Raw genomic sequence first — 19,847 nt, forward strand, 5'->3', positions numbered from 1 at the left:
TTATTTCTGTATAGTTTAACATTTGGACTTACCTATGTCCTGAAACTTTTTACTTACCTATGTCCTGAAACTGGACAAATTTCAGATAAAATGGCAGACTCCGCAGACACTCAGAAAAAATCTGATGATTTTTTCCGGCGGGTGCTGCGGATTGATACGATGTGGGGCGCTTTAATCTAGATAAGGAGGTTGATCAGGAGGATTTGAGAATTGCGACCTTGTACAAGCTACGCTCCCCTCAATCAGCTCAATCCGCCGCCCTGCGTAATCCTCCCGGTAAAATGGGCATCTTCCGTCTTGATGCGCGCAGCCTGCCGAGAGCGGTCAGTGGAATGGACGGAGGCGTACATCTGTTGGGGCTATGCGGCTTAGAGAGCACGGCTGGAAACACTTACGTAAAAAGAGCGGCCCACTGAGGGATGGGAATTGATTTACCAAATCAATTCCCAGTACAACTTAAACGGGAAAGCATCAAGCTTTCCCGTTGCATGTTGTACGTGCCCTCAGTGGGCCGTTCTTTTTACGTTAGTGTTTCCCCGTAAACGGGTTGCCGCATAGCCCCAACAGATGTACGCCTCCGTCCATTCCACTGACCGCTCTCGGCAGGCGGACCCTACTTCACCAAAGATCCCCTTTCACCCAATTACATCATACCCATTCCGCCGCCTGCTCCTGCCGGCATTGCTGGTGTATCTTCTTTGATTGCAGCCACTACTGATTCTGTCGTCAGCAGTGTGGATGCTACGCTTGTTGCATTCTGTAATGCGCTTCTGGTAACTTTTGCAGGATCCAGGATTCCTTCTTTTACCATGTCTACATACTCTTCTTTGTATGCGTCAAATCCAACTCCTGGTTCGGACTCTCTTACTTTATTAATGATAACTGCTCCTTCAAGACCAGCATTTGATGCAATGTGGTACAGTGGTGACTCCAGAGCCTTCAGAACTACTTTAGCGCCTGTTTTCTCGTCGCCTTCCAGTTCCTCGGCAAGTTTTTCAACTTCTTTCGCTGCGTGAATGTATGCAGAACCGCCGCCTGCGATGATTCCTTCTTCTACTGCAGCTCTTGTTGCGTTCAGAGCATCTTCCATACGGAGTTTTGCTTCCTTCATCTCAGTCTCTGTTGCAGCGCCTACGCGGATAACTGCTACGCCGCCAGCCAGTTTTGCGAGTCTTTCCTGTAATTTTTCTTTGTCAAAATCAGATGTAGTCTCTTCGATTCCCTTCTTGATCTGGGCAATTCTGTCTTCGATTGCCTTCTTGTCTCCGCAACCATCAACAATAACAGTGTTCTCTTTCTGAACTTTAACGGATTTTGCACGTCCCAGCTGATCCAGGGAAGCTTCCTTCAGATCCATTCCCAGTTCTTCTGAAATCACTTGTCCGCCTGTCAGAATCGCAATATCCTGCAGCATTTCTTTTCTTCTGTCACCATAGCCCGGTGCTTTTACTGCTACTACGTTAAATGTTCCGCGCAGTTTATTGACAATCAATGTTGTAAGAGCCTCTCCCTCAATATCTTCCGCAATAATCAGAAGTCTTGCGCCTGACTGTACAACCTGCTCTAAGAGCGGAAGAAGATCCTGAATGCTGGAGATCTTCCTGTCTGTGATCAGGATGTACGGATCTTCCAGATTTGCTTCCATTTTTTCCATATCTGTTGCCATATATGCGGAAATGTATCCACGGTCAAACTGCATACCTTCTACTAAATCCAGTTCGGTAAGCATTGTCTTGGACTCCTCGATCGTGATAACTCCGTCATTGGAAACCTTATCCATAGCGTCTGCTACCATCTGTCCAACTGCATCATCCCCTGATGATACGGCTGCAACCCTGGCAATCTGCTCTTTATCTTTCACTTTGCTGCTCATTTTTGCAATGGCATCTACTGCTACGTCTGTAGCTTTCTTCATTCCTTTACGGAGAATGATCGGATTCGCACCTGCTTCCAGATTCTTCATTCCTTCGTGTACCATGGACTGTGCAAGTACTGTAGCTGTTGTTGTACCATCTCCGGCTACATCGTTTGTCTTGGACGCCACTTCTTTTATCAGCTGTGCTCCCATGTTTTCAAATCCGTCTTCCAGTTCGATTTCTTTTGCAATCGTTACACCATCGTTTGTAATAAGCGGTGCTCCGAATGATTTGTCAAGTACAACGTTTCTTCCTTTTGGTCCCAATGTTACCCTTACTGTGTCGGCCAGCTTGTTAACACCCTTTTCCAGCGCTGCTCTGGCTTCTGTTCCGTATTTGATTTCCTTTGCCATGTCTGTCACTCCTCTTATTCTAATTAAATTCTTTCTTCAAGTTCATCTGTTAAAACATATTATTTTATAGAAATTAGTCAAGCAATTAAATTAATTTTAACGGACCCCCTACTCAACAATTGCCAAAATGTCGCTCTGTTTTACAATGATATACTCTTCTTTTTCTAACTCTACTTCCGTTCCTGCATATTTGGAGTAGATAACTTTATCGCCGACTTTTACCTGCATTGTCACTTCTTTACCGTCTATATTTCCACCAGGTCCAACTGCAATTACCAATGCCTCCTGCGGCTTTTCTTTTGCCTGACCCGGCAGGACGATACCTGACTTTGTTGTTTCTTCCGCTTCAAATTGTTTTAATACAATCTTGTCACCTAATGGTACTAATTTCATAGTAATTCCTCCTTAATTGATTTTGCTAGTTATTAGCACTCATTTCTTTTGAGTGCTAACCTCATGAATATAAAATAGCACTCTGTTTCCAATTTGTCAACAGAGTTTCTAAAATTTATACATTATTTTGCAGCTTGCGTTACTGTTCACCCCCTACGGGCGTGCACAGTAACGGCATGTGTTACGGTATGCCCTGCGGGATTCTTAGTTTATAAAACTGACTTCTGTTAAATCTTTTGCTTACTTTCGTTTAATCGGCCGTTTTACGCTATCCACAATATAGAATCCATTCTCTATCTTAAAGACAAGCATATTGCCATTCTCACACTGAAAGCGTTCTTTCACTGCTCCAGTACAGTAAAGCAGTTCTTTCTTAGTGGAAATATAGCACTGATATTTGGCATCCAGGGAAATTGCCGTCAAATCATCTTCTTTTAATTGCAAGTATATGTAATCTTCCTCCAAATCATACTTAAAAACCTTGCAATGATGCGTCGCATCGTCAAAAATTACATCTGCCGAAATTACTTTTTCCATCTGTAAGTCTACCGGGTTACCTTCATACATATTTCTCCGCCTCCTAAACGATCTGACTTTCTGCCCTTAACTTCCGGATCATGATTGATTGTTATCATAAGAGAGGGTATCAGCTGCCTGATACCCTCTCCAATTTACTATGCTCAATAATAGATAAATACGTCTGAATATCTACAGACGCTCTTTTTTTATTTTTTCCAGTTCCGTAAACACATAATCATTCAGAACCTTAATATATGTCCCTTTCATGCCGGATGACCTGGACTCTATCACACCTGCACTTTCAAACTTTCTAAGTGCATTGACAATTACGGATCTGGTAATGCCCACACGGTCTGCAATCTTACTTGCTACAAGTATGCCCTCCGTACCATCCAGTTCCTCAAAAATATGAATAATTGCCTCCAGCTCTGAAAAAGAAAGGGTACTGATCGCAGACTGAACGATGTGTTCTTTTCTCGTCTCCTCCGCGCTCTCTTCATTGACGGAGCGAAGCATCTCCAGCCCTACGACCGCTGTTCCGTACTCACTCAAGATAATGTCATCAATCTCATATACGGAATTCTGTTTGTAAATAAACAAAGTTCCCAGACGCTCTCCTGCTATGTCAATCGGTGTAATAATAGCCTGGTACCCTCTCACCGCTTCCGGCGAAAAACCAAGTGTTTCCAGATTTACGTTCTCTTTGGTAGATAAGATATTCAGCAGACGTTCGTTCAGCATCTCATCGATATGCGCACCGACTGACTCGCCAACGAGTTCCCTAATGCCTTCCACCTGTCCACATTTGCTCACTCCCAATATCTTGCCCTTTTTGCTGACAACAAGGACATTGGAATCCAGAATCTCCGTAAGGACGGCACAAATATCGTTAAAAACCACCTTGCTGGAATTGTTGTTATGAAGCAGCTTATTAATTTTTCTTGTCTTATCCAATAACTGTACGCTCATTGATTTCCTCCAGATTTAATTGTGTATACAACTCGTTCCAATTCGTTCGATATAGTTATGTTATCATACAACTCACGAAATATCAACGTCATTTATCTAATTTTTTTTCAGATTTCGGACATATCCACATTTTTCATCTGCACATACGAGTTTACTGCCTTTTTCTACCATATAATTGCCGCATTCAGGGCACTTTTCCTTGGATGGCTTCTGCCAGGACATAAACTCGCATTCCGGATTATTTTCACAGCCATAATACTTTCTGCCCTTCTTTGTCTTGCGGATTACTACTTCTTTACCGCAGACCGGGCATGGAACGCCAATCTTCTCCAGATATGGTTTTGTATTCTTGCAGTCCGGGAATCCCGGACAAGCCAGGAACTTTCCGTGAGGACCATATTTTACCACCATGTTGCGGCCGCACTCTTCACAGATCACGTCTGTCACTTCGTCTTCGATCTTAACGCTTTCCAGCTCTTTCTCGGCGATCTGCACTGCTTCTTCCAGATCCGGATAGAAGTTACGGATGACCTCTTTCCAAGGCACCTTGCCTTCTTCCACCATATCCAGCAGGCCTTCCATATTAGCAGTGAAGTTCTCGTCCACAATGCTTGGGAAAGACTGCTTCATGATATTATTCACGACCTCGCCGATCTCTGTGATATAAAGGTTCTTTGCTTCCTTTGTGACATAGCGGCGTCCCAGGATCGTGGAGATCGTAGGAGCATAAGTACTTGGACGGCCAATGCCCAGTTCTTCCAGCATCTTAACCAGAGTCGCCTCCGTATAATGCGCCGGCGGCTGCGTAAAATGCTGCTTTGAATCAAAGCTCTCCTTATTCAGCCGGGTGTCCATACCCAGGCCGTTTACCAGAACATTGCTCTCCTCTTTCTCTTCGTCAGCCTCTGTGTAAACGCTGCGGAAACCATCGAATACTACTTTGGAAGTTGCTACTGTAAACCGGTAATCACCCGCTCCTATTTTTACAGAAATCGTTTCATACTTTGCAGGCTGCATCCTGCTTGCTGCAAACCGTTTCCAGATCAGCTGGTACAGGCGCAGCTGATCCCTGGAAAGAGAATCTTTCAAAGAGGCCGGAGTCCTGGTAATATCGGTAGGCCTGATGGCCTCATGCGCATCCTGAATCTTCTTCTCTGTCTTTTTTGCCTGTGCACCTGCAGCGACATACTCTTTTCCATAGGCTGATGCAATATATTCTCTTGCCGCTTCATCCGCCTCCTCGGAGATTCTGGTGGAATCCGTACGCAGATAAGTAATCACACCGACTGTCCCGTTCCCCTTGATATCAATTCCTTCGTACAGCTGCTGTGCAATGCGCATCGTTTTCTGTGTTCCAAAATTCAGTACCTTAGCGGCTTCCTGCTGCAGTGTACTGGTGGTAAAAGGAAGCGGGGCCTTGCGGATGCGTTCTCCTTTTTTAATATCAGTGATTTTAAACTCTTCGTTGTCTACCGCTTTGATTATCTGATTCAGTTCTTCCTCTGAACCAATCGTCATCTTCTGTTTCTCTGTACCGTAAAACTTAGCCACCAGCGGACGCTTTTCGCCTTTTACCTTTAAAACAGCGTCCAGAGACCAGTATTCTTCCGGTATGAACGCATCGATCTCGGCCTCCCTGTCTGCAATCAGACGAAGCGCAACCGACTGCACGCGGCCCGCACTGAGTCCCCTCTTTACTTTTGCCCACAGCACTGGGCTTATACGGTAGCCCACCATTCTGTCCAGGATACGGCGTGCCTGCTGGGCGTCAACCAGACTCATATCAATATCCCTGGGGGCCTTTAAAGATGCCTTTACAGCATTTTTAGTAATCTCGTTGAATGTAATACGGCGCATTTTCTTATCATCTAATTTCAGGGCCGTTGCCAGATGCCAGGATATCGCCTCTCCCTCACGGTCGGGGTCAGTTGCAAGATAGACTTTGTCGGCTTTCTTTGCTTCCTTGCGCAGATTCGCCAGGATATCTCCCTTTCCCCTAATCGTTATATATTTGGGCTCATAGTCGTTCTCTATGTCAATGCCCAGCTGGCTCTTGGGCAGATCTCGGACATGACCGTTCGATGCAGCAACTGAATAGTTGCTCCCCAGGAACTTTTTGATTGTTTTCACCTTGGCAGGTGACTCCACAATAACCAGATAATGTGCCATAAACTTCCTCCAATAGGCTTTCACGCCTCTATTTATCATTTTATCTTAATATAATGATTTTTTGAAATCTCTTTGATGTATCCTTTCAGTTCTAACGACACAAGCCGCTCAAGTACCTCATTTGCCGGCAGCTTAGTTTCCTCTGTGAGCTGGCTGAGATTCTTGGGATACAAACCAAGACGACTATACACCATATTTTCCCCACTTTCAAGCACTTTTTCAATTTTGGCTGTTTTTTTGTTCTCTTCGGTGCAGTTCATATTCAGCTCCTCCAGAAGCATTTCCGTGGACAACAGAATACCTGCGCCCTGCCGGATCAGCTCATTACATCCCTGGCTCAGGCTGCTGTTAACAGGCCCCGGCAGCGCATACACATCCCTTCCCTGCTCCAGGGCCATATCCGCGGTAATCAATGATCCGCTCTTCTCTCGTGCCTCGATCACAAGAACCAAATCCGACAAACCGCTGATAATCCGGTTCCGCCGGGGAAAATTCTGGGGTGCGGGAGGGGTTCCAGGCGGAAATTCGGACAGAATTCCTCCTTCCTCTTCCAAGATATCCACATACAGCCCGATATGTTCCCGTGGATAACAGATATCCACCCCACAGCCTAATACCGCATAGGTGTGGCCCTTTCCCATCAGAGCGCCCCGCTGGGCGGTTCCGTCTATGCCCCTTGCCAGCCCGCTGATAACCGAAACGCCGCACGCGGCAAGCCGCTCCCCGAATTCCAGGGCATACTTTTCTCCATAGGGTGTACAGCGCCTGGCGCCCACAATTGCAACCGCCCTTTTCTCCTCTTTCGGCAGTCTGCCTTTTACGTAAAGCGCATAGGGCGGATCCGGAATTGTCCGCAGCCTTCCTGGAAATTCCCGGGAAAAACAGGGAACAAAGCGGATGGATTTCTCCTCCAGCTTTGCTGCTGTTTCCTCCGGATTTCGCTCCTTTTGCGCCTGCCTAATTGTATGGATGTCCCTTTCATTTAAGAACTCTAATTCTTTTAGTTTTGTTTCTTCTATATAAAATATACATTCACCGGAACCAAGATGTTTTCTTAGCAGATATTTTTTACGGTCACTCAAAGGTGTAATAGCAGCAAGCCAATATTCATATTTCATTTTCTCATCTCCCCCAGTATTTTTTGTCCATCGTACGGTAACCTATGGCTTCTTTTATATGTTTCACAGCAATTCTTTCCTGCCCGTCCAAATCTGCAATCGTTCTGGCCACCTTCAGGATTTTATGGTAGGTTCTGGCCGTGAGCCTGAGGGAAGTAAATGCCTGCTCCATCAGCCTGTTTTCCGCTTTTCCAAGCCTGCAGTATACCGCCAGCTCTTTTACCCCAAGCATCGCATTTGAAACAATACCTGTTCCTGCATACCGCCGGTTTTGAATTTCACGGGCATCACATACGCGTCTTCGTATCTCCTCGGAACTTTCTCCTTTTCTTTTTCGCAAAAGTGCCTCGTACTCCACTTTGGGAGCCTCCACACAAATGTCGAGACGATCAATAAAAGGCTGACTGATCTTACCCAAATAGTGCTGGATCTGACCGGGAGTACAGGTGCACCGTTCAAAATCCGGATAGCAACCGCAGGGGCATGGATTCATGGCCGCAATCAAAATAAAATTAGCCGGGAACACATAATTGCCGTGGGCCCTCGTTATGCGTATCTGATGTTCCTCCAGAGGCTGCCGCAGCACTTCCAGCACCGCCTTCTGGAACTCCGGAAGTTCATCTAAAAACAGTACGCCGCCATGAGCCAGGCTGATCTCACCGGGAGCAGGAACCAGGCCGCCTCCAATCAGCGCCGCCTTCGTAGCCGTATGATGGACACTGCGGAATGGTCTCTGCCGTATCAGCGGTGCTTCCTTATCTACCAGCCCCATTATGCTGTATATCTTCGTAATTTCCATGCTTTCCTCCAGCGTCATAGGCGGAAGAATCCCCGGAATTCGTCTGGCCACCATTGTTTTTCCGCTTCCCGGCGGCCCAACCAGCAAAAGGTTATGGCCGCCCGCTACGGCTACTTCTGCGGCCCTCTTTACATTTTCCTGTCCCTGTATCTCACTGTAATCCGGAAACTTTTGTACGGGTTCCTCTTTCTTATGTTTTGGATACGGCTCTGGCTCCAACCGCACTTCTCCAGACAAAAAAGAAATAACTTCATGAAGATTTCGGACCCCCAGCACCGCGACTCCTTCTACAAGCGCACCCTCAGGTGCATTTGCTTTCGGTACTACACACACGGGAATCCCTGCCGCCCTTGCCTCCATAATCACAGGAAGAATTCCCGGAACTTTCTGTAAACATCCGTCCAGACTCAGTTCCCCTATAACCAGGGCATTCTTCACATTGTCCTCAGGAATCAGCCCCAGGGATACAAGAATTGCCACCGCAATGGGCAGATCAAACGCCGCCCCTCTCTTTCTCATCGTTGCCGGTGACAGATTAATCACCGTCTTCTTAGCCGGAAAATCCAGGCCCGAATTGCGGATTGCCGTCCGCACTCTTTCTGCTGCCTCCTTCACCTCCGAAGAAAGATACCCAACCATATGAAAAGCAGGAAGCCCATTGCTGACATCCGCCTCCACATGTACAAACTCCACCTTCAGCCCCTGAACAGACGCTGATAAAACTGTGCTGAAACTCATTCACACACTCCTTTCAAGCATTGATCAAAAATAAATAAGTAAATAAATGAAACATGGCCGAAACGGCCCGAATTGACAACCAGGGAAGAAATCCCCGGAACTGGTGAATCCATCATAACTTACTGTCTCACTCCTGTCAAGAAGGAGATCTTTGAGGGGAGTTTTTTGCTTTGAGGGGGCGCTGAGAGAGAGGGGAGACTGGTTTCCGGCGGGGCGGTGTATGCCATTTCAAGATCCTGCCCGTGCGTTAAGAATCCGTAGGGGAAAAAACAGGAAACTTGGAGGGACATGCCGCAGTTGGCCCGAATGCCGATGCATTCGCGCCGCCGGCGGCAACGGAATTTGTTTTTGTAAAACAAATTCCGCCCTCCAAGTTCCCTGTTTTTTCCCCAACGGATTCTAAGACGCACTCTATGGACTTTGAAATGGCATACACCGCCCCGCCGGAAACCAGTCTCCCCTCTCTCTCAGCTGGACGCATCAAGGCGGAAGATAAAATACTCCCACGGAGGGGGATCTGCGGAGGAGGCGTATTTGTGATGTAGGGACGGATATCTGAAGGCTGGAGATGGCTTACTAAAAAATCACACAAATACCCCAGTCATTAAATCGCCCATATGCGATTCAATCCGCCTCCCTCGCAGCTTCCCGCCCCGACAAAAGAAATATCCAGCGTCCGGATGCGACCAGCCTGTCCGGGAGGGGGCTTCTGCCGCAGTCCGGGAAACTTCCATGCCCCTTTTCGGATGCATAGAGTGCGCGTAGTCTCGTTTGATAAAAACCGCATCGGATGGGGAGGCTGAAATCTGCTTCCGAAGCAGATTTCAAAGCGGCCTGAGCCGCGCAATTCTTCAGGATTGCGGGGTGAATGCCGCTGGCGCCTCCCCAGCCGATGCGGTTTTTATCTAGCGAGACTAAGCAAACGGGCCGCAGCCGAAAAGGGGCATGGAAGTTTCCCGGCCTGCGGCAGAAGCCCCCTCCCGGACAGGCGTCCCCTCCGCAACTCCCTATTTATTTTGTGTGGAAAAGCACAATTTTGACGTTTTTCACATAGACTATATCAAATGTGCTTAGAGGTGCTGTTCTTGAAATCTTTTCCAAATCCCCTCACTCCATCGGAAGAAAAATATTACATGCAAAAATATACAGAGGGCGACCTTCAGGCAAAACATGTCTTAATCGAACGAAATCTGCGGCTCGTTGCACATGTCATTAAAAAATACCAGTATCTCGACGAGGACCCTGAGGATCTCATATCTATAGGAACCATTGGCCTGATCAAAGCTGTCGTTACATTTAATCCCGATAAGGGCAACCGGCTTGCAGCCTATGCTTCCAAATGTGTTGAAAACGAAATTCTGATGTATCTGCGGGCCAAAAAGAAAACAAGCAAGGAAATCTCGCTGTATGAACCTATCGGTACCGACAGAGAAGGCAACGAAATCAAGCTCTATGACATCATCGAAACCGACGAAGCAGATGTCCCCGAGAAAATCCACCTCAAAGAAAATATCCAGAAGCTTTATGACAAAGTTGAAAACGAACTCTCCCAACGCGAAAGGCTCGTTCTGAAAATGCGGTACGGCCTCTACAACGGGGAAGAATACACACAGCGGGAAATTGCCAGGCAGCTGGGAATCTCCCGCTCCTACGTCTCCCGTATCGAAAAAAGTGCGGTGGAAAAGCTGCGGGAATTCTTCTAAGGGGGTGTAATGGGGAGTTTTTTGCGGAAGAGGGACGCTGAAAAACCGGGAAGCCTGCCCCAGGCGGGGAGCATCTATGCCATTTTAAAAATCCGCGCCGTTTACGTAAGAGGCCCTAAAGGGAAAAAAACAGAAAATGGCGGGCCAGCGGCATGCAGCCCAAAATTCGATAATTTTGGGCCTTAGGCCGCTTCAGAATTTGCCGTGAGACGGCAAATTCTGCCCACCATTTTCTGTTTTTTTCCTTATGGGCCTCTAACGTAAACTATAGGACTTTTAAAATGGCATAGATGCTCCCCGCCTGGGGCAGGCTTCCCGGTTTTTCAGCTGGTTCATCCATCGGCAGTAAAGGCCCCTCCCCTGGGAGTGACACCAAACGGCTGCAGTGTATCAATTCGCGTCCTCCCACTATTCCCTCCGCCGAAGAAGATCAAACCTTTCTGCTTTTCTGCTCAGTTTGATCTGCAATTTTTGTTTGGAATGCGGCGCGCTTTCCTGTTCTTCTCCATCTTCGTTTATGATCTGAAGCACGGTAGTTTCTATATTATCTCCGTTTGGTTTCATGATCTCTATTGTTTCACCTACGGAAAATTTGTTTCTTTGCTCTATTTCGTACAGCCCGTCCCGCTCCTGGCCGATAATTCCTAGATATGTGTATTCTTTGACATAGGTGTTACTGTCATAGATCTGGGTTGTCTCATCCGGCTTTCCGAAGAAGAACCCCGTTGTAAACTGGCGGTATGTGCAGTTAGAGATTTGTTCCAGGTACCAGGGCATGTTTTTTCTGTACAGCTTTGGATCTTTTTGGCAGTCATCAATGGCTTTGCGGTAAGTCCTCGCAACGGTTGCCACATACAGGGCAGTCTTCATGCGTCCTTCGATCTTCAGACTGTCTATGCCCGCTTCCAGAAGTTCGGGGATATGCCCGATCATACACAGGTCCTTTGAATTGAAGATATAGGTGCCTCTCTCGTTCTCGTAGACCGGCATATACTCGCCGGGCCTTGTCTCCTCTACAACCGCATACTTCCAGCGGCAGGGGTGGGTACAGGAGCCCTGGTTCGCGTCTCTGCCCGTAAAATAGTTGCTCAGCAGACATCTTCCGGAATAGGAGATACACATGGCCCCGTGGACAAATGTCTCTATTTCAAGATCGTCCGGTATATTGGCACGCAGTTCTCTCAGTTCATCCAGCGAAAGCTCCCTTGCCGAGACAACACGGCTAGCTCCCTGTTTGTACCAGAAATTATATGTGCCGTAGTTCGTGTTATTGGCCTGTGTACTGATATGACGTTCAATCTCAGGACATACTTCCTTTGCAATTTCAAATACCCCCGGATCCGCTATGATCAGGCCGTCCGGTTTTATTTCCTTCAGTTCTTTAAAATACTCTCTTACACCGGACAGATCGCGGTTATGCGCCAGTATATTGGCTGTGACGTATACTTTAACACAATGCTCATGGGCAAAGGCAATGCCTTCCTTCATGTCATCCATAGAGAAATTCTTGGCCTTTGCACGGAGCCCAAAAGCCTCTCCGCCAATATATACTGCATCTGCTCCGAATATGACTGCTGTTTTTAATACTTCCAGACTGCTCGCCGGAATCAAAAGTTCTGGACGTCTTCCCATTTCCTATTCCTTTCTATTACATTTCCTCTTTCAGCTGTCCTCTTTTTGTGCTGACTGCCACGCCGTCACCCAGTGGCAGTATGGACGTTACCACCCCTTCTTTATGCTTCAGTTCATACAGATATTCCCGCATCCTGGCATGAATGGTGCGGTTCCTGCGCTCTACTGCAAAGCGGGACTCGATAATATCTCCGTCCTGCATGACATTGTCTGAGACGAGCGTGCCGCCATCCGCCAGAAGCCGCAGGACCTCGGGCATAAAATGGATGTACTGGCCCTTGGCAGCGTCCATAAAGATAAAATCAAAGGATTGGTCCAAGTCTTTCAGCACCTCAGAAGCATCCCCCTCCAGCAGGGTTATCTGCTGCTCTTTCCCCGCCCTCCTGAAGTTTTCACGGGCAATGGGAATTCTTTTTTCATATTTTTCTATTGTTATAATCTCACACCCCTCCGGGGCGTATTCACTCATCAATAACGCAGAGAAACCTACGGCAGTCCCGACTTCGAGAATGCGCATAGGTTTTTGTATGGTGATAAGCACCTTGAGGAAGCTCTGCATTTCTTTTCTTATGATCGGAACGCAAGTATCCAGGGCTTCCTTCTCGATGGCCTCCAGTATTTCACTGTTCTCTGTCTCCATGGAATTGATGAATGTAACGATACGTTCATCAACTATCATATCTTACACATCCACATCCATTATAATTGGTATAATCATCGGGCGTCTCTTTGTCTTTTTCCAGATAAAATCATTCATTGTGTCGCGTATAGCCAGTTTGATCTTATTCCAGTCCGCATGCTTATTGGCAAGGCAGCGCTCCAGGCCGTCTGTCACTACCTGGCGTGCTTCTTCCATCAGCCCTTCTGATTCACGCACATAGACGAAACCGCGGGATACAATATCCGGTCCTGCAAGCAGGTGGTTTGTTCCCTTTTCCAGCGTCAGTACAACGATTAGAATACCATCCTCCGCCAGATGCTGCCTGTCTCTGAGTACGATGTTTCCAACGTCTCCGACTCCAAGCCCGTCCACCAGGATTGCGCCTGTGTGTACTTTATCCACGAGTTTAGCCTCATCCTCACTCAACTCCATGACATCTCCGGACTGCATAATAAAGATATTCTCATTCGGTATACCCAGAGAACTTGCAATCGCCGCATTTGCCTTTAGGTGGCGGTATTCGCCGTGCACCGGGAGGGCATACTTAGGTTTTACAAGGGAATAAATCAGCTTAAGTTCTTCCTGGCAGGCATGTCCGGAAACATGAGCATCCTGGAAAATTACGTTCGCTCCCTTTGCAGATAATTCATTAATAACACGTGATACCGACTTCTCGTTACCCGGTATCGGGTTGGAACTGAATATAATCGTATCATTCGGCTGAATAGTAACCTTACGGTGTACGTCCGCAGCCATTCTGGACAGCGCCGCCATGGATTCTCCCTGGCTTCCTGTCGTAATCAGCACCATCTTCTCCGGCGGATAATGTCTCATCTGGTCAATCTCAATGAGTGTATTCTCCGGTATATTCAGGTATCCCAATTCCGATGCTGTTGAAATAATATTTACCATACTGCGGCCTTCCACTACCACCTTGCGGCCGTACTTATATGCAGAATTGATGACCTGCTGTACACGGTCTACATTGGATGCAAATGTCGCGATAATAATCCTTGTGTTCTGATGCTCCGCGAAAATATGGTCAAACGTGATTCCCACTGTCCGCTCAGACTGGGTAAACCCTTTCCTCTCTGCGTTCGTACTATCCGCCATCAGCGCCAGCACGCCCTTCTTGCCAATCTCAGCAAAGCGCTGCAGATCGATGGCATCGCCGAATACCGGCGTATAATCCACCTTGAAGTCTCCGGTATGCACTACGATACCCGCCGGAGAATAGATAGCCAGCGCGGATGCATCCTGAATGCTGTGGTTGGTCTTGATAAACTCAATTCTGAACTTACCAAGGTTGATTGACTGCCCGTGGCGTACCACTTTCCTCTTTGTACCGCGGACCAGATTGTGTTCTTTTAATTTATTTTCAATAATACCCATGGTCAGCTTTGTTGTATAAATCGGGAGATTGATCTCCTTCAGTACATAGGGCAGGGCGCCGATATGGTCCTCATGTCCATGGGTAATAACAAATCCCTTAACCTTGTCGATATTATCCTTAAGATATGTTACATCCGGTATTACAAGATCAATACCGAGCATATCGTCTTCCGGGAATGCGAGTCCGCAGTCCACTACAATAATACTGTCCTCGTATTCAAAGGCAGTAATATTCATCCCTATCTGCTCAAGACCGCCGAGAGGGATAATCCTTAATTTACCATTGTTTGTTTTTTTCAATAATTTTACACCTCCATGTGTTTTATGTACTTACTTCATTAATGACCAGAACATGCCGTGCGCACCTGAAGTGTGTGAACAGCACCTACTTCTGCGCATGAAAAAAACAGCAACCCTCCGTTACATTTAACAACGGATTATTTGCTTTTACTGAGGCATTCTTTACAAAGTCCGTAAAATTTCAGTTCGTGATCCAGCACATGGAATCCTGTATCCTCCTCAATATGACGCTCCAGTTCCTCCAGGAGGTCATCTTCAAAAGGAAGTACCTTTCCACATGTCCTGCATATTAGATGATGATGGCTGTGCTTTGTATCACCTTCAAAAATATGTCCGATCTCATATCTGACACACCCGTCATCTAAATTAATGCGGTCCACCAACTGCATTTCAAGGAGCAGCTGCAAAGTACGATAAACGGTGGCAAGTCCAATCTCAGGATAGCCCTCCTTTATCACTTCGTATATGTCTTCAGCCGCCATATGGCTGCCGCTGTTCTTAGCCAGCGTTTGTAAAACCAGCAATCTCTGCTGTGTTACTTTTAAGCCTTTTTCTCTCAGTTTTACTTTAAGCAGTTCCTGCACTTTTTCCTGTTCCATTGCCATACTCCGATTCATTAGCAGTAAGTAAATCTATTGTAAAAATCTTTTGCCTTTTATGGCCTACCGCAGCCCGGCCCCGTAAACTTATGCCGCACGGCGGATACAGATCTTACATTTCAATATCTACGTCCTCCAGCAGTTCCTCAAAAACCTTGGAAACCGCCAGAAGCTCAGTATCATCTTCAACAACCTCATAGACACTGTCCGCATCCTCTGCAGAACTCATGTCCTTTAATATGAGACATTCCGCGTCATCTTCTTCTGAGTCTGTGACCAGTATGTATACAGCACCATTAATTTTTGTCTGTTCCAGAACAAAAAATTCTACTGTTTCACTTGTATCCTCAAATGTAAATTTAATCTTTTCCATACAAATGTCCCCTTATTTCCGCAGCCACTGCATCTGCCCGCAGGCCGTGCTTTACTTGCCCTGCCCGGTCTGCCTCTGCAAATATACAGAATCCAGATATCCCTGCAGGATGAATATTGCCGCAATCTTGTCAATATACTTTTTCCGGTTCTCACGTCTCACATTGCTCTCAATCAAAGTCCGCTCTGCCTCCACGGTCGTCAGGCGCTCATCCCACATGATGACTTCCAGCCCGGTGCGCCGCGCAAGCATATCCCTGAACTCTAAAGATTTCTCCGCACGTTCTCCTATGTCGTTATTCATATGTTTTGGAAAACCAAGCACGATCTTCTCCACCTCGTATTCAGAAACCAGTTCTTCGATACGCGCCAGAGTCCGCCTCAGCTTGTTCTCCTCTTTTCTCTGAATTGTTTCAATTCCCTGGGCAGTAAGTCCCAGAGCATCGCTGATCGCGACGCCGACTGTCTTCGTGCCATAATCAAGTCCCATAATCCTCATAATGATTATTCCCAGGAATTGTGCGTAATATACGCTTTTAACAATTCTTCTACCAGTTCATCCCTCTCCACTTTCATCACCAGGCTTCTTGCGCCGTTATAACTTGTGATGTAAGTCGGATCGCCGGACATGATATAACCGACAATCTGGTTCACCGGGTTATACCCCTTCTCTTTCAGAGCTTTGTATACGATCTCCAGAATATCCCTTGCGGAAATCTGGGGACCCGGCTCTACCTGAAAGAATTGGGTGTTGCTTAAATCGCTCATTTCTTCTCCTCCATTTTTGTGTACCCTGTTGTTTTAGTGCTATCTGTATTTTCCAACAATCTTTTGATAAATCCGTTACTATTCACGGCCCAGGGGCCGCACATAGTAACATAAATCCGGCATTCTTGCCTAGTACCCTATTTACAATTCTAATATAAACACTGCTAAAATTCAATGTATAATTTGTAAATCATTTTCAATTTCAACTTTTACGATACAATTCTGCTGATTTTTATCCGCGTCTAGTGCAATTTTCATATACTCTTTTGTATGGCCGGCCAGCTTTTTCCTGCCATTTTGTTCTATTTCTTCCTCGAGCAGAACTTCCACTTCTTTTCCGATAAAACTTTTCTCGTAGGCCAGTCTCTTTTTCTCATTCAGGGCAAGCAGAATCTCACTTCTTTGTGACTTTACCTGTTCCGGCACCTGATTTTCCATGACCGCAGCCTTTGTGCCCTGCCTTTTTGAGTATTTAAAAATATGGGTCTCATAAAAGTCTACCTTATCCACAAATGCCCTGGACTGCTCGAATTCTTCTTCTGTCTCCCCGGGGAATCCGACGATGATGTCGGTTGTCAGCGCGGGATGATCAAAGTACTTTCTCAGCAGCCGGCATTTTTCATAGTATTCCCTGCTGTCGTACCTTCTGTTCATTCTTTTCAGAGTCGCATCGCACCCACTCTGCAGAGACAGATGAAAATGCGGACAAAGCTTTTCGAGTGACGAAAGCCTCTTCGCAAACTCTTCCGTTATGATGCGCGGCTCCAGAGAACCCAGGCGTATCCTTTTGATCCCCCCGATCTCATGCACCGCCTGAATCAGGGACAGCAGGTTTTCCGGCTCCTCCAGGTCAATCCCATAGGAACTCAGATGGATTCCTGTGAGGACGACTTCCTGGTACCCGTTTTCTGCAAGGCGTTTTACCTCCTCCATCACATCTTCTTTTGCCCGGCTTCTCACACGTCCCCTCGCATAGGGAATAATACAGTAAGAACAGAACTGATTGCAGCCGTCCTGTACCTTAATATAAGCCCTCGTATGCTCCCCCGTCTTTGACAGGCGCAGGGGTTCGTATTCCTTCGTATGATTGATATCTATCAATTCCCTGGCGAATACGGAGTTGTGACCAGCCGTTTCTTTTGCATGATGCTTGTTTTCATATTCTTCCAGGATAGTCAGCAGATCCTGTTTCTTATTATTGCCAATCACAATATCAATACAGGGATCTATCTCCTGCTTGTCCTCCTGCGCCTGCACATAGCATCCCGCAGCGACCACCACCGCATCCGGATTCATCTTCCTGGCCCGGTGGAGCATCTGCCTGGACTTGCGGTCCGCAATATTTGTCACGGTGCAGGTGTTAATAATGTAGATATCCGCGCCTTCTTTAAACGGAACGATTTGATACCCTGCATTCTCCAACATTTCCTGCATCGCCTCAGTCTCGTAAGCATTCACTTTACACCCCAGATTGTGCAGTGCAACTTTCTTCATAAATTAATTCTCCTATTTTCTTGTCTAAATTGTTGTAACAGTTCAGGCAAACCTGAACTGTTACGCATCCAGCCTATTAGAATTCGCCCGCGGCGAAGAACTGGATGCCGTCAGCCACTATGTTTACGTGCGGTCTGCACAGTAAATGCACAGACCTGTCTGAGCTGTTATAAATTGTTACTTTTTTCCTTCTTTGTTTCTTGACTTTTAAACTGTCTTCTCGTAGAATAGACATAGGGTAAAACCCTGTAAATGTATATTAAGGAGGGATTTCACGATGAAAACAGTACAGATTTCTTTAAACTCGATCGACAAAGTAAAATCATTTGTAAATGAAATTACAAAATTTGATAATGACTTTGATTTAGTATCCGGAAGGTATGTCATAGATGCCAAATCAATCATGGGTATTTTCAGTTTAGATCTTTCAAAACCGATCGAACTGAACGTACATGCTGAGGGTAATGTAACAGACGACATTCTCAGCGCACTGGATCCATACATTATTAAATAGTAAGTGGCTCAACACCACAAAAACAAAAAGCGTGTCCGCCCCGGACACGGTATACAGAATGCCGGATTGGCATACATCTGCATGATATGAGCTGTCTCACAAGAGGCAGCCCTTTTTATATAATAGAAAAATGCCCGGCATTTTCCTATTATATGAAACTCTCCGGGGGATGCACACGCCGCAGCCGGAAGAGTCATCCCCCCGGCACACTACTTCACTGTCAGTATCTCTGTCGTATCAATTGCCGTCTTCACAAGCTCATCTATCTTCTCTGTCAGATTCAGCTCCGACTTTTCAATCCGCTCCAGATTCGGTTTTGTAACCGGATGTTTTGCCACAAAGATGGTGCAGCAGTCTTCAAATGGCTGGATCGAAGTCTCATACGTATCGATCTTCTCTGCGATTTCCACGATTTCCCGTTTATCAAATCCGATCAATGGGCGGTAAACAGGCAGCGTGCACACTGCGTTTGTGGCCGCAAGGCTCTGCATGGTCTGGCTCGCAACCTGTCCGATGCTTTCCCCTGTGATCAGGCCCAGGCAGCCGTTCTCCTTTGCAAAATGCTCCGCAATCTTCATCATATATCTGCGCATAATAATGGTAAGCTCCTCATGCGGGCATTTTTCATAGATATAGAGCTGGATATCCGTGAAATTAACAACGTGCAGCTGAACCGGCCCTGCGTACCTGGAAACCAGTCTGGCCAGATCAACCACCTTTTCTTTCGCCCTCTCGCTGGTATACGGCGGAGCATGGAAATACGTGGCGTGCAGCCCGACTCCCCGCTTTGAGATCATATAGCCTGCAACTGGGCTGTCGATTCCGCCGGACAGCAGAAGCATGGCGCTGCCGTTCGTACCCACAGGCATACCGCCGGGTCCCGGTATGATCTCGGAATAAAGATAGATCTCCTCCCGCACCTCCACATTCAGCCGGATATCCGGATTGTGCACGTCTACCTTCATTCCCGGGAATGCATCCAGTATCACCCCGCCCAGCTCGCAGTTGATTTCCATCGAAGTCATGGGATACTGTTTTCGGCTTCTCCGGGCCTCTACCTTGAATGTCTGGGTCCCATCGGGATACATTTCCTGCATATAGGATATAACATCCTTGGAAAGCTGCTCGAATCCCCGGTCTTCCACACGCACGACCGGGCAGATTCCCACGATTCCGAATACTCTCTTCAGGCTCTCTATCGTCTCTTCATAGTCATACTCGCCTTCACATTCCACATAGACCCTGCCTTGGGCTTTGTGAACATAGAATTCTCCGTCTACCCCTTTTAACGCAAAGCGCATCTGGCGGACCAGAGCGTCCTCAAACAGATATCTGTTTTTACCCTTAATACCGATTTCTCCGTATTTAATCAAGAATGAATGAAATCTCATCTCTCTCTCCTTATGTGCTGCGTTTCCTGCATCCTGGCAGGAAACGC

18 protein-coding genes are annotated in these 19,847 nt (G+C 46.8%); 2 read left to right on the top strand and 16 right to left on the bottom strand.

The genetic code is table 11. From position 1 onward, the window contains the following. Positions 1–643: 643 nt before the first annotated feature. The 7 genes from groL to GKG43_RS16905 all read right to left on the bottom strand — a co-directional run bounded on the left by groL (position 644) and on the right by GKG43_RS16905 (position 8,974). Positions 644–2,269 (bottom strand): chaperonin GroEL, encoded by a 1,626-nt coding sequence (gene groL / locus GKG43_RS16875; protein WP_050638741.1) that lies wholly within the window; start codon positions 2,267–2,269, stop codon positions 644–646. A gap of 108 nt (positions 2,270–2,377) precedes the next feature. Continuing rightward, on the bottom strand, positions 2,378–2,662 hold the full coding sequence (locus GKG43_RS16880) for a co-chaperone GroES (protein WP_025656764.1): 285 nt from the start codon (positions 2,660–2,662) through the stop codon (positions 2,378–2,380). Between the two features lie 240 nt (positions 2,663–2,902). Further along, a complete protein-coding gene (locus tag GKG43_RS16885) occupies positions 2,903–3,229 on the bottom strand; it encodes a hypothetical protein (RefSeq protein WP_050638742.1) in 327 nt (108 codons plus the stop codon). Positions 3,230–3,370: 141 nt separating this feature from the next. Further along, a complete protein-coding gene (codY, locus tag GKG43_RS16890) occupies positions 3,371–4,150 on the bottom strand; it encodes a GTP-sensing pleiotropic transcriptional regulator CodY (RefSeq protein WP_050638743.1) in 780 nt (259 codons plus the stop codon). 96 nt (positions 4,151–4,246) lie between these two features. Then, on the bottom strand, positions 4,247–6,319 hold the full coding sequence (topA, locus tag GKG43_RS16895; RefSeq protein WP_050638744.1) for a type I DNA topoisomerase: 2,073 nt from the start codon (positions 6,317–6,319) through the stop codon (positions 4,247–4,249). Between the two features lie 35 nt (positions 6,320–6,354). Beyond that, on the bottom strand, positions 6,355–7,437 hold the full coding sequence (gene dprA, locus GKG43_RS16900; RefSeq protein WP_050638745.1) for a DNA-processing protein DprA: 1,083 nt from the start codon (positions 7,435–7,437) through the stop codon (positions 6,355–6,357). A gap of 4 nt (positions 7,438–7,441) precedes the next feature. After that, positions 7,442–8,974 (bottom strand): YifB family Mg chelatase-like AAA ATPase, encoded by a 1,533-nt coding sequence (locus GKG43_RS16905; protein ID WP_055152757.1) that lies wholly within the window; start codon positions 8,972–8,974, stop codon positions 7,442–7,444. 1,064 nt (positions 8,975–10,038) lie between these two features. On the opposite strand from GKG43_RS16905, the gene sigK reads away from it, so the two are divergent. Further along, positions 10,039–10,677 (top strand): RNA polymerase sporulation sigma factor SigK, encoded by a 639-nt coding sequence (sigK, locus tag GKG43_RS16910; protein ID WP_009003191.1) that lies wholly within the window; start codon positions 10,039–10,041, stop codon positions 10,675–10,677. A 408-nt stretch (positions 10,678–11,085) separates the two neighbouring features. Here sigK and GKG43_RS16915 read toward each other — a convergent pair whose 3' ends face one another. The 8 genes from GKG43_RS16915 to mtaB all read right to left on the bottom strand — a co-directional run bounded on the left by GKG43_RS16915 (position 11,086) and on the right by mtaB (position 17,895). Further along, entirely contained in the window at positions 11,086–12,309 is a 1,224-nt protein-coding gene (locus tag GKG43_RS16915) for a U32 family peptidase (RefSeq protein ID WP_050638748.1), read from the bottom strand. Between the two features lie 16 nt (positions 12,310–12,325). After that, a complete protein-coding gene (locus GKG43_RS16920) occupies positions 12,326–12,988 on the bottom strand; it encodes an O-methyltransferase (protein WP_050638749.1) in 663 nt (220 codons plus the stop codon). 3 nt (positions 12,989–12,991) lie between these two features. Next, positions 12,992–14,662, bottom strand: a complete 1,671-nt coding sequence (locus GKG43_RS16925; protein WP_055152749.1) for a ribonuclease J — start codon at positions 14,660–14,662, stop codon at positions 12,992–12,994. A gap of 137 nt (positions 14,663–14,799) precedes the next feature. Beyond that, positions 14,800–15,267, bottom strand: a complete 468-nt coding sequence (locus GKG43_RS16930; RefSeq protein ID WP_025656755.1) for a Fur family transcriptional regulator — start codon at positions 15,265–15,267, stop codon at positions 14,800–14,802. A 106-nt stretch (positions 15,268–15,373) separates the two neighbouring features. Further along, on the bottom strand, positions 15,374–15,634 hold the full coding sequence (locus GKG43_RS16935) for a DUF1292 domain-containing protein (protein WP_025656754.1): 261 nt from the start codon (positions 15,632–15,634) through the stop codon (positions 15,374–15,376). A 51-nt stretch (positions 15,635–15,685) separates the two neighbouring features. Then, a complete protein-coding gene (gene ruvX, locus GKG43_RS16940) occupies positions 15,686–16,132 on the bottom strand; it encodes a Holliday junction resolvase RuvX (RefSeq protein WP_050638751.1) in 447 nt (148 codons plus the stop codon). A 5-nt stretch (positions 16,133–16,137) separates the two neighbouring features. Continuing rightward, complete coding sequence (locus tag GKG43_RS16945; RefSeq protein WP_009003184.1) at positions 16,138–16,401, bottom strand: IreB family regulatory phosphoprotein; 264 nt, start codon at positions 16,399–16,401, stop codon at positions 16,138–16,140. A 171-nt stretch (positions 16,402–16,572) separates the two neighbouring features. Further along, on the bottom strand, positions 16,573–17,895 hold the full coding sequence (gene mtaB, locus GKG43_RS16950; RefSeq protein ID WP_050638752.1) for a tRNA (N(6)-L-threonylcarbamoyladenosine(37)-C(2))-methylthiotransferase MtaB: 1,323 nt from the start codon (positions 17,893–17,895) through the stop codon (positions 16,573–16,575). A 277-nt stretch (positions 17,896–18,172) separates the two neighbouring features. On the opposite strand from mtaB, the gene GKG43_RS16955 reads away from it, so the two are divergent. Then, positions 18,173–18,409, top strand: coding sequence for an HPr family phosphocarrier protein (locus GKG43_RS16955; protein WP_050638753.1), 237 nt, complete (start codon positions 18,173–18,175; stop codon positions 18,407–18,409). 209 nt (positions 18,410–18,618) lie between these two features. Here the strand turns inward: GKG43_RS16955 and thiI are convergent, their stop codons facing one another. Then, a complete protein-coding gene (gene thiI / locus GKG43_RS16960) occupies positions 18,619–19,800 on the bottom strand; it encodes a tRNA uracil 4-sulfurtransferase ThiI (protein ID WP_055152747.1) in 1,182 nt (393 codons plus the stop codon). Positions 19,801–19,847 lie beyond the last annotated feature (47 nt).

It is taken from the genome of Eubacterium sp. BIOML-A2, assembly GCF_009680135.1.
GTDB lineage: Bacteria > Bacillota > Clostridia > Lachnospirales > Lachnospiraceae > Faecalicatena > Faecalicatena contortus_B.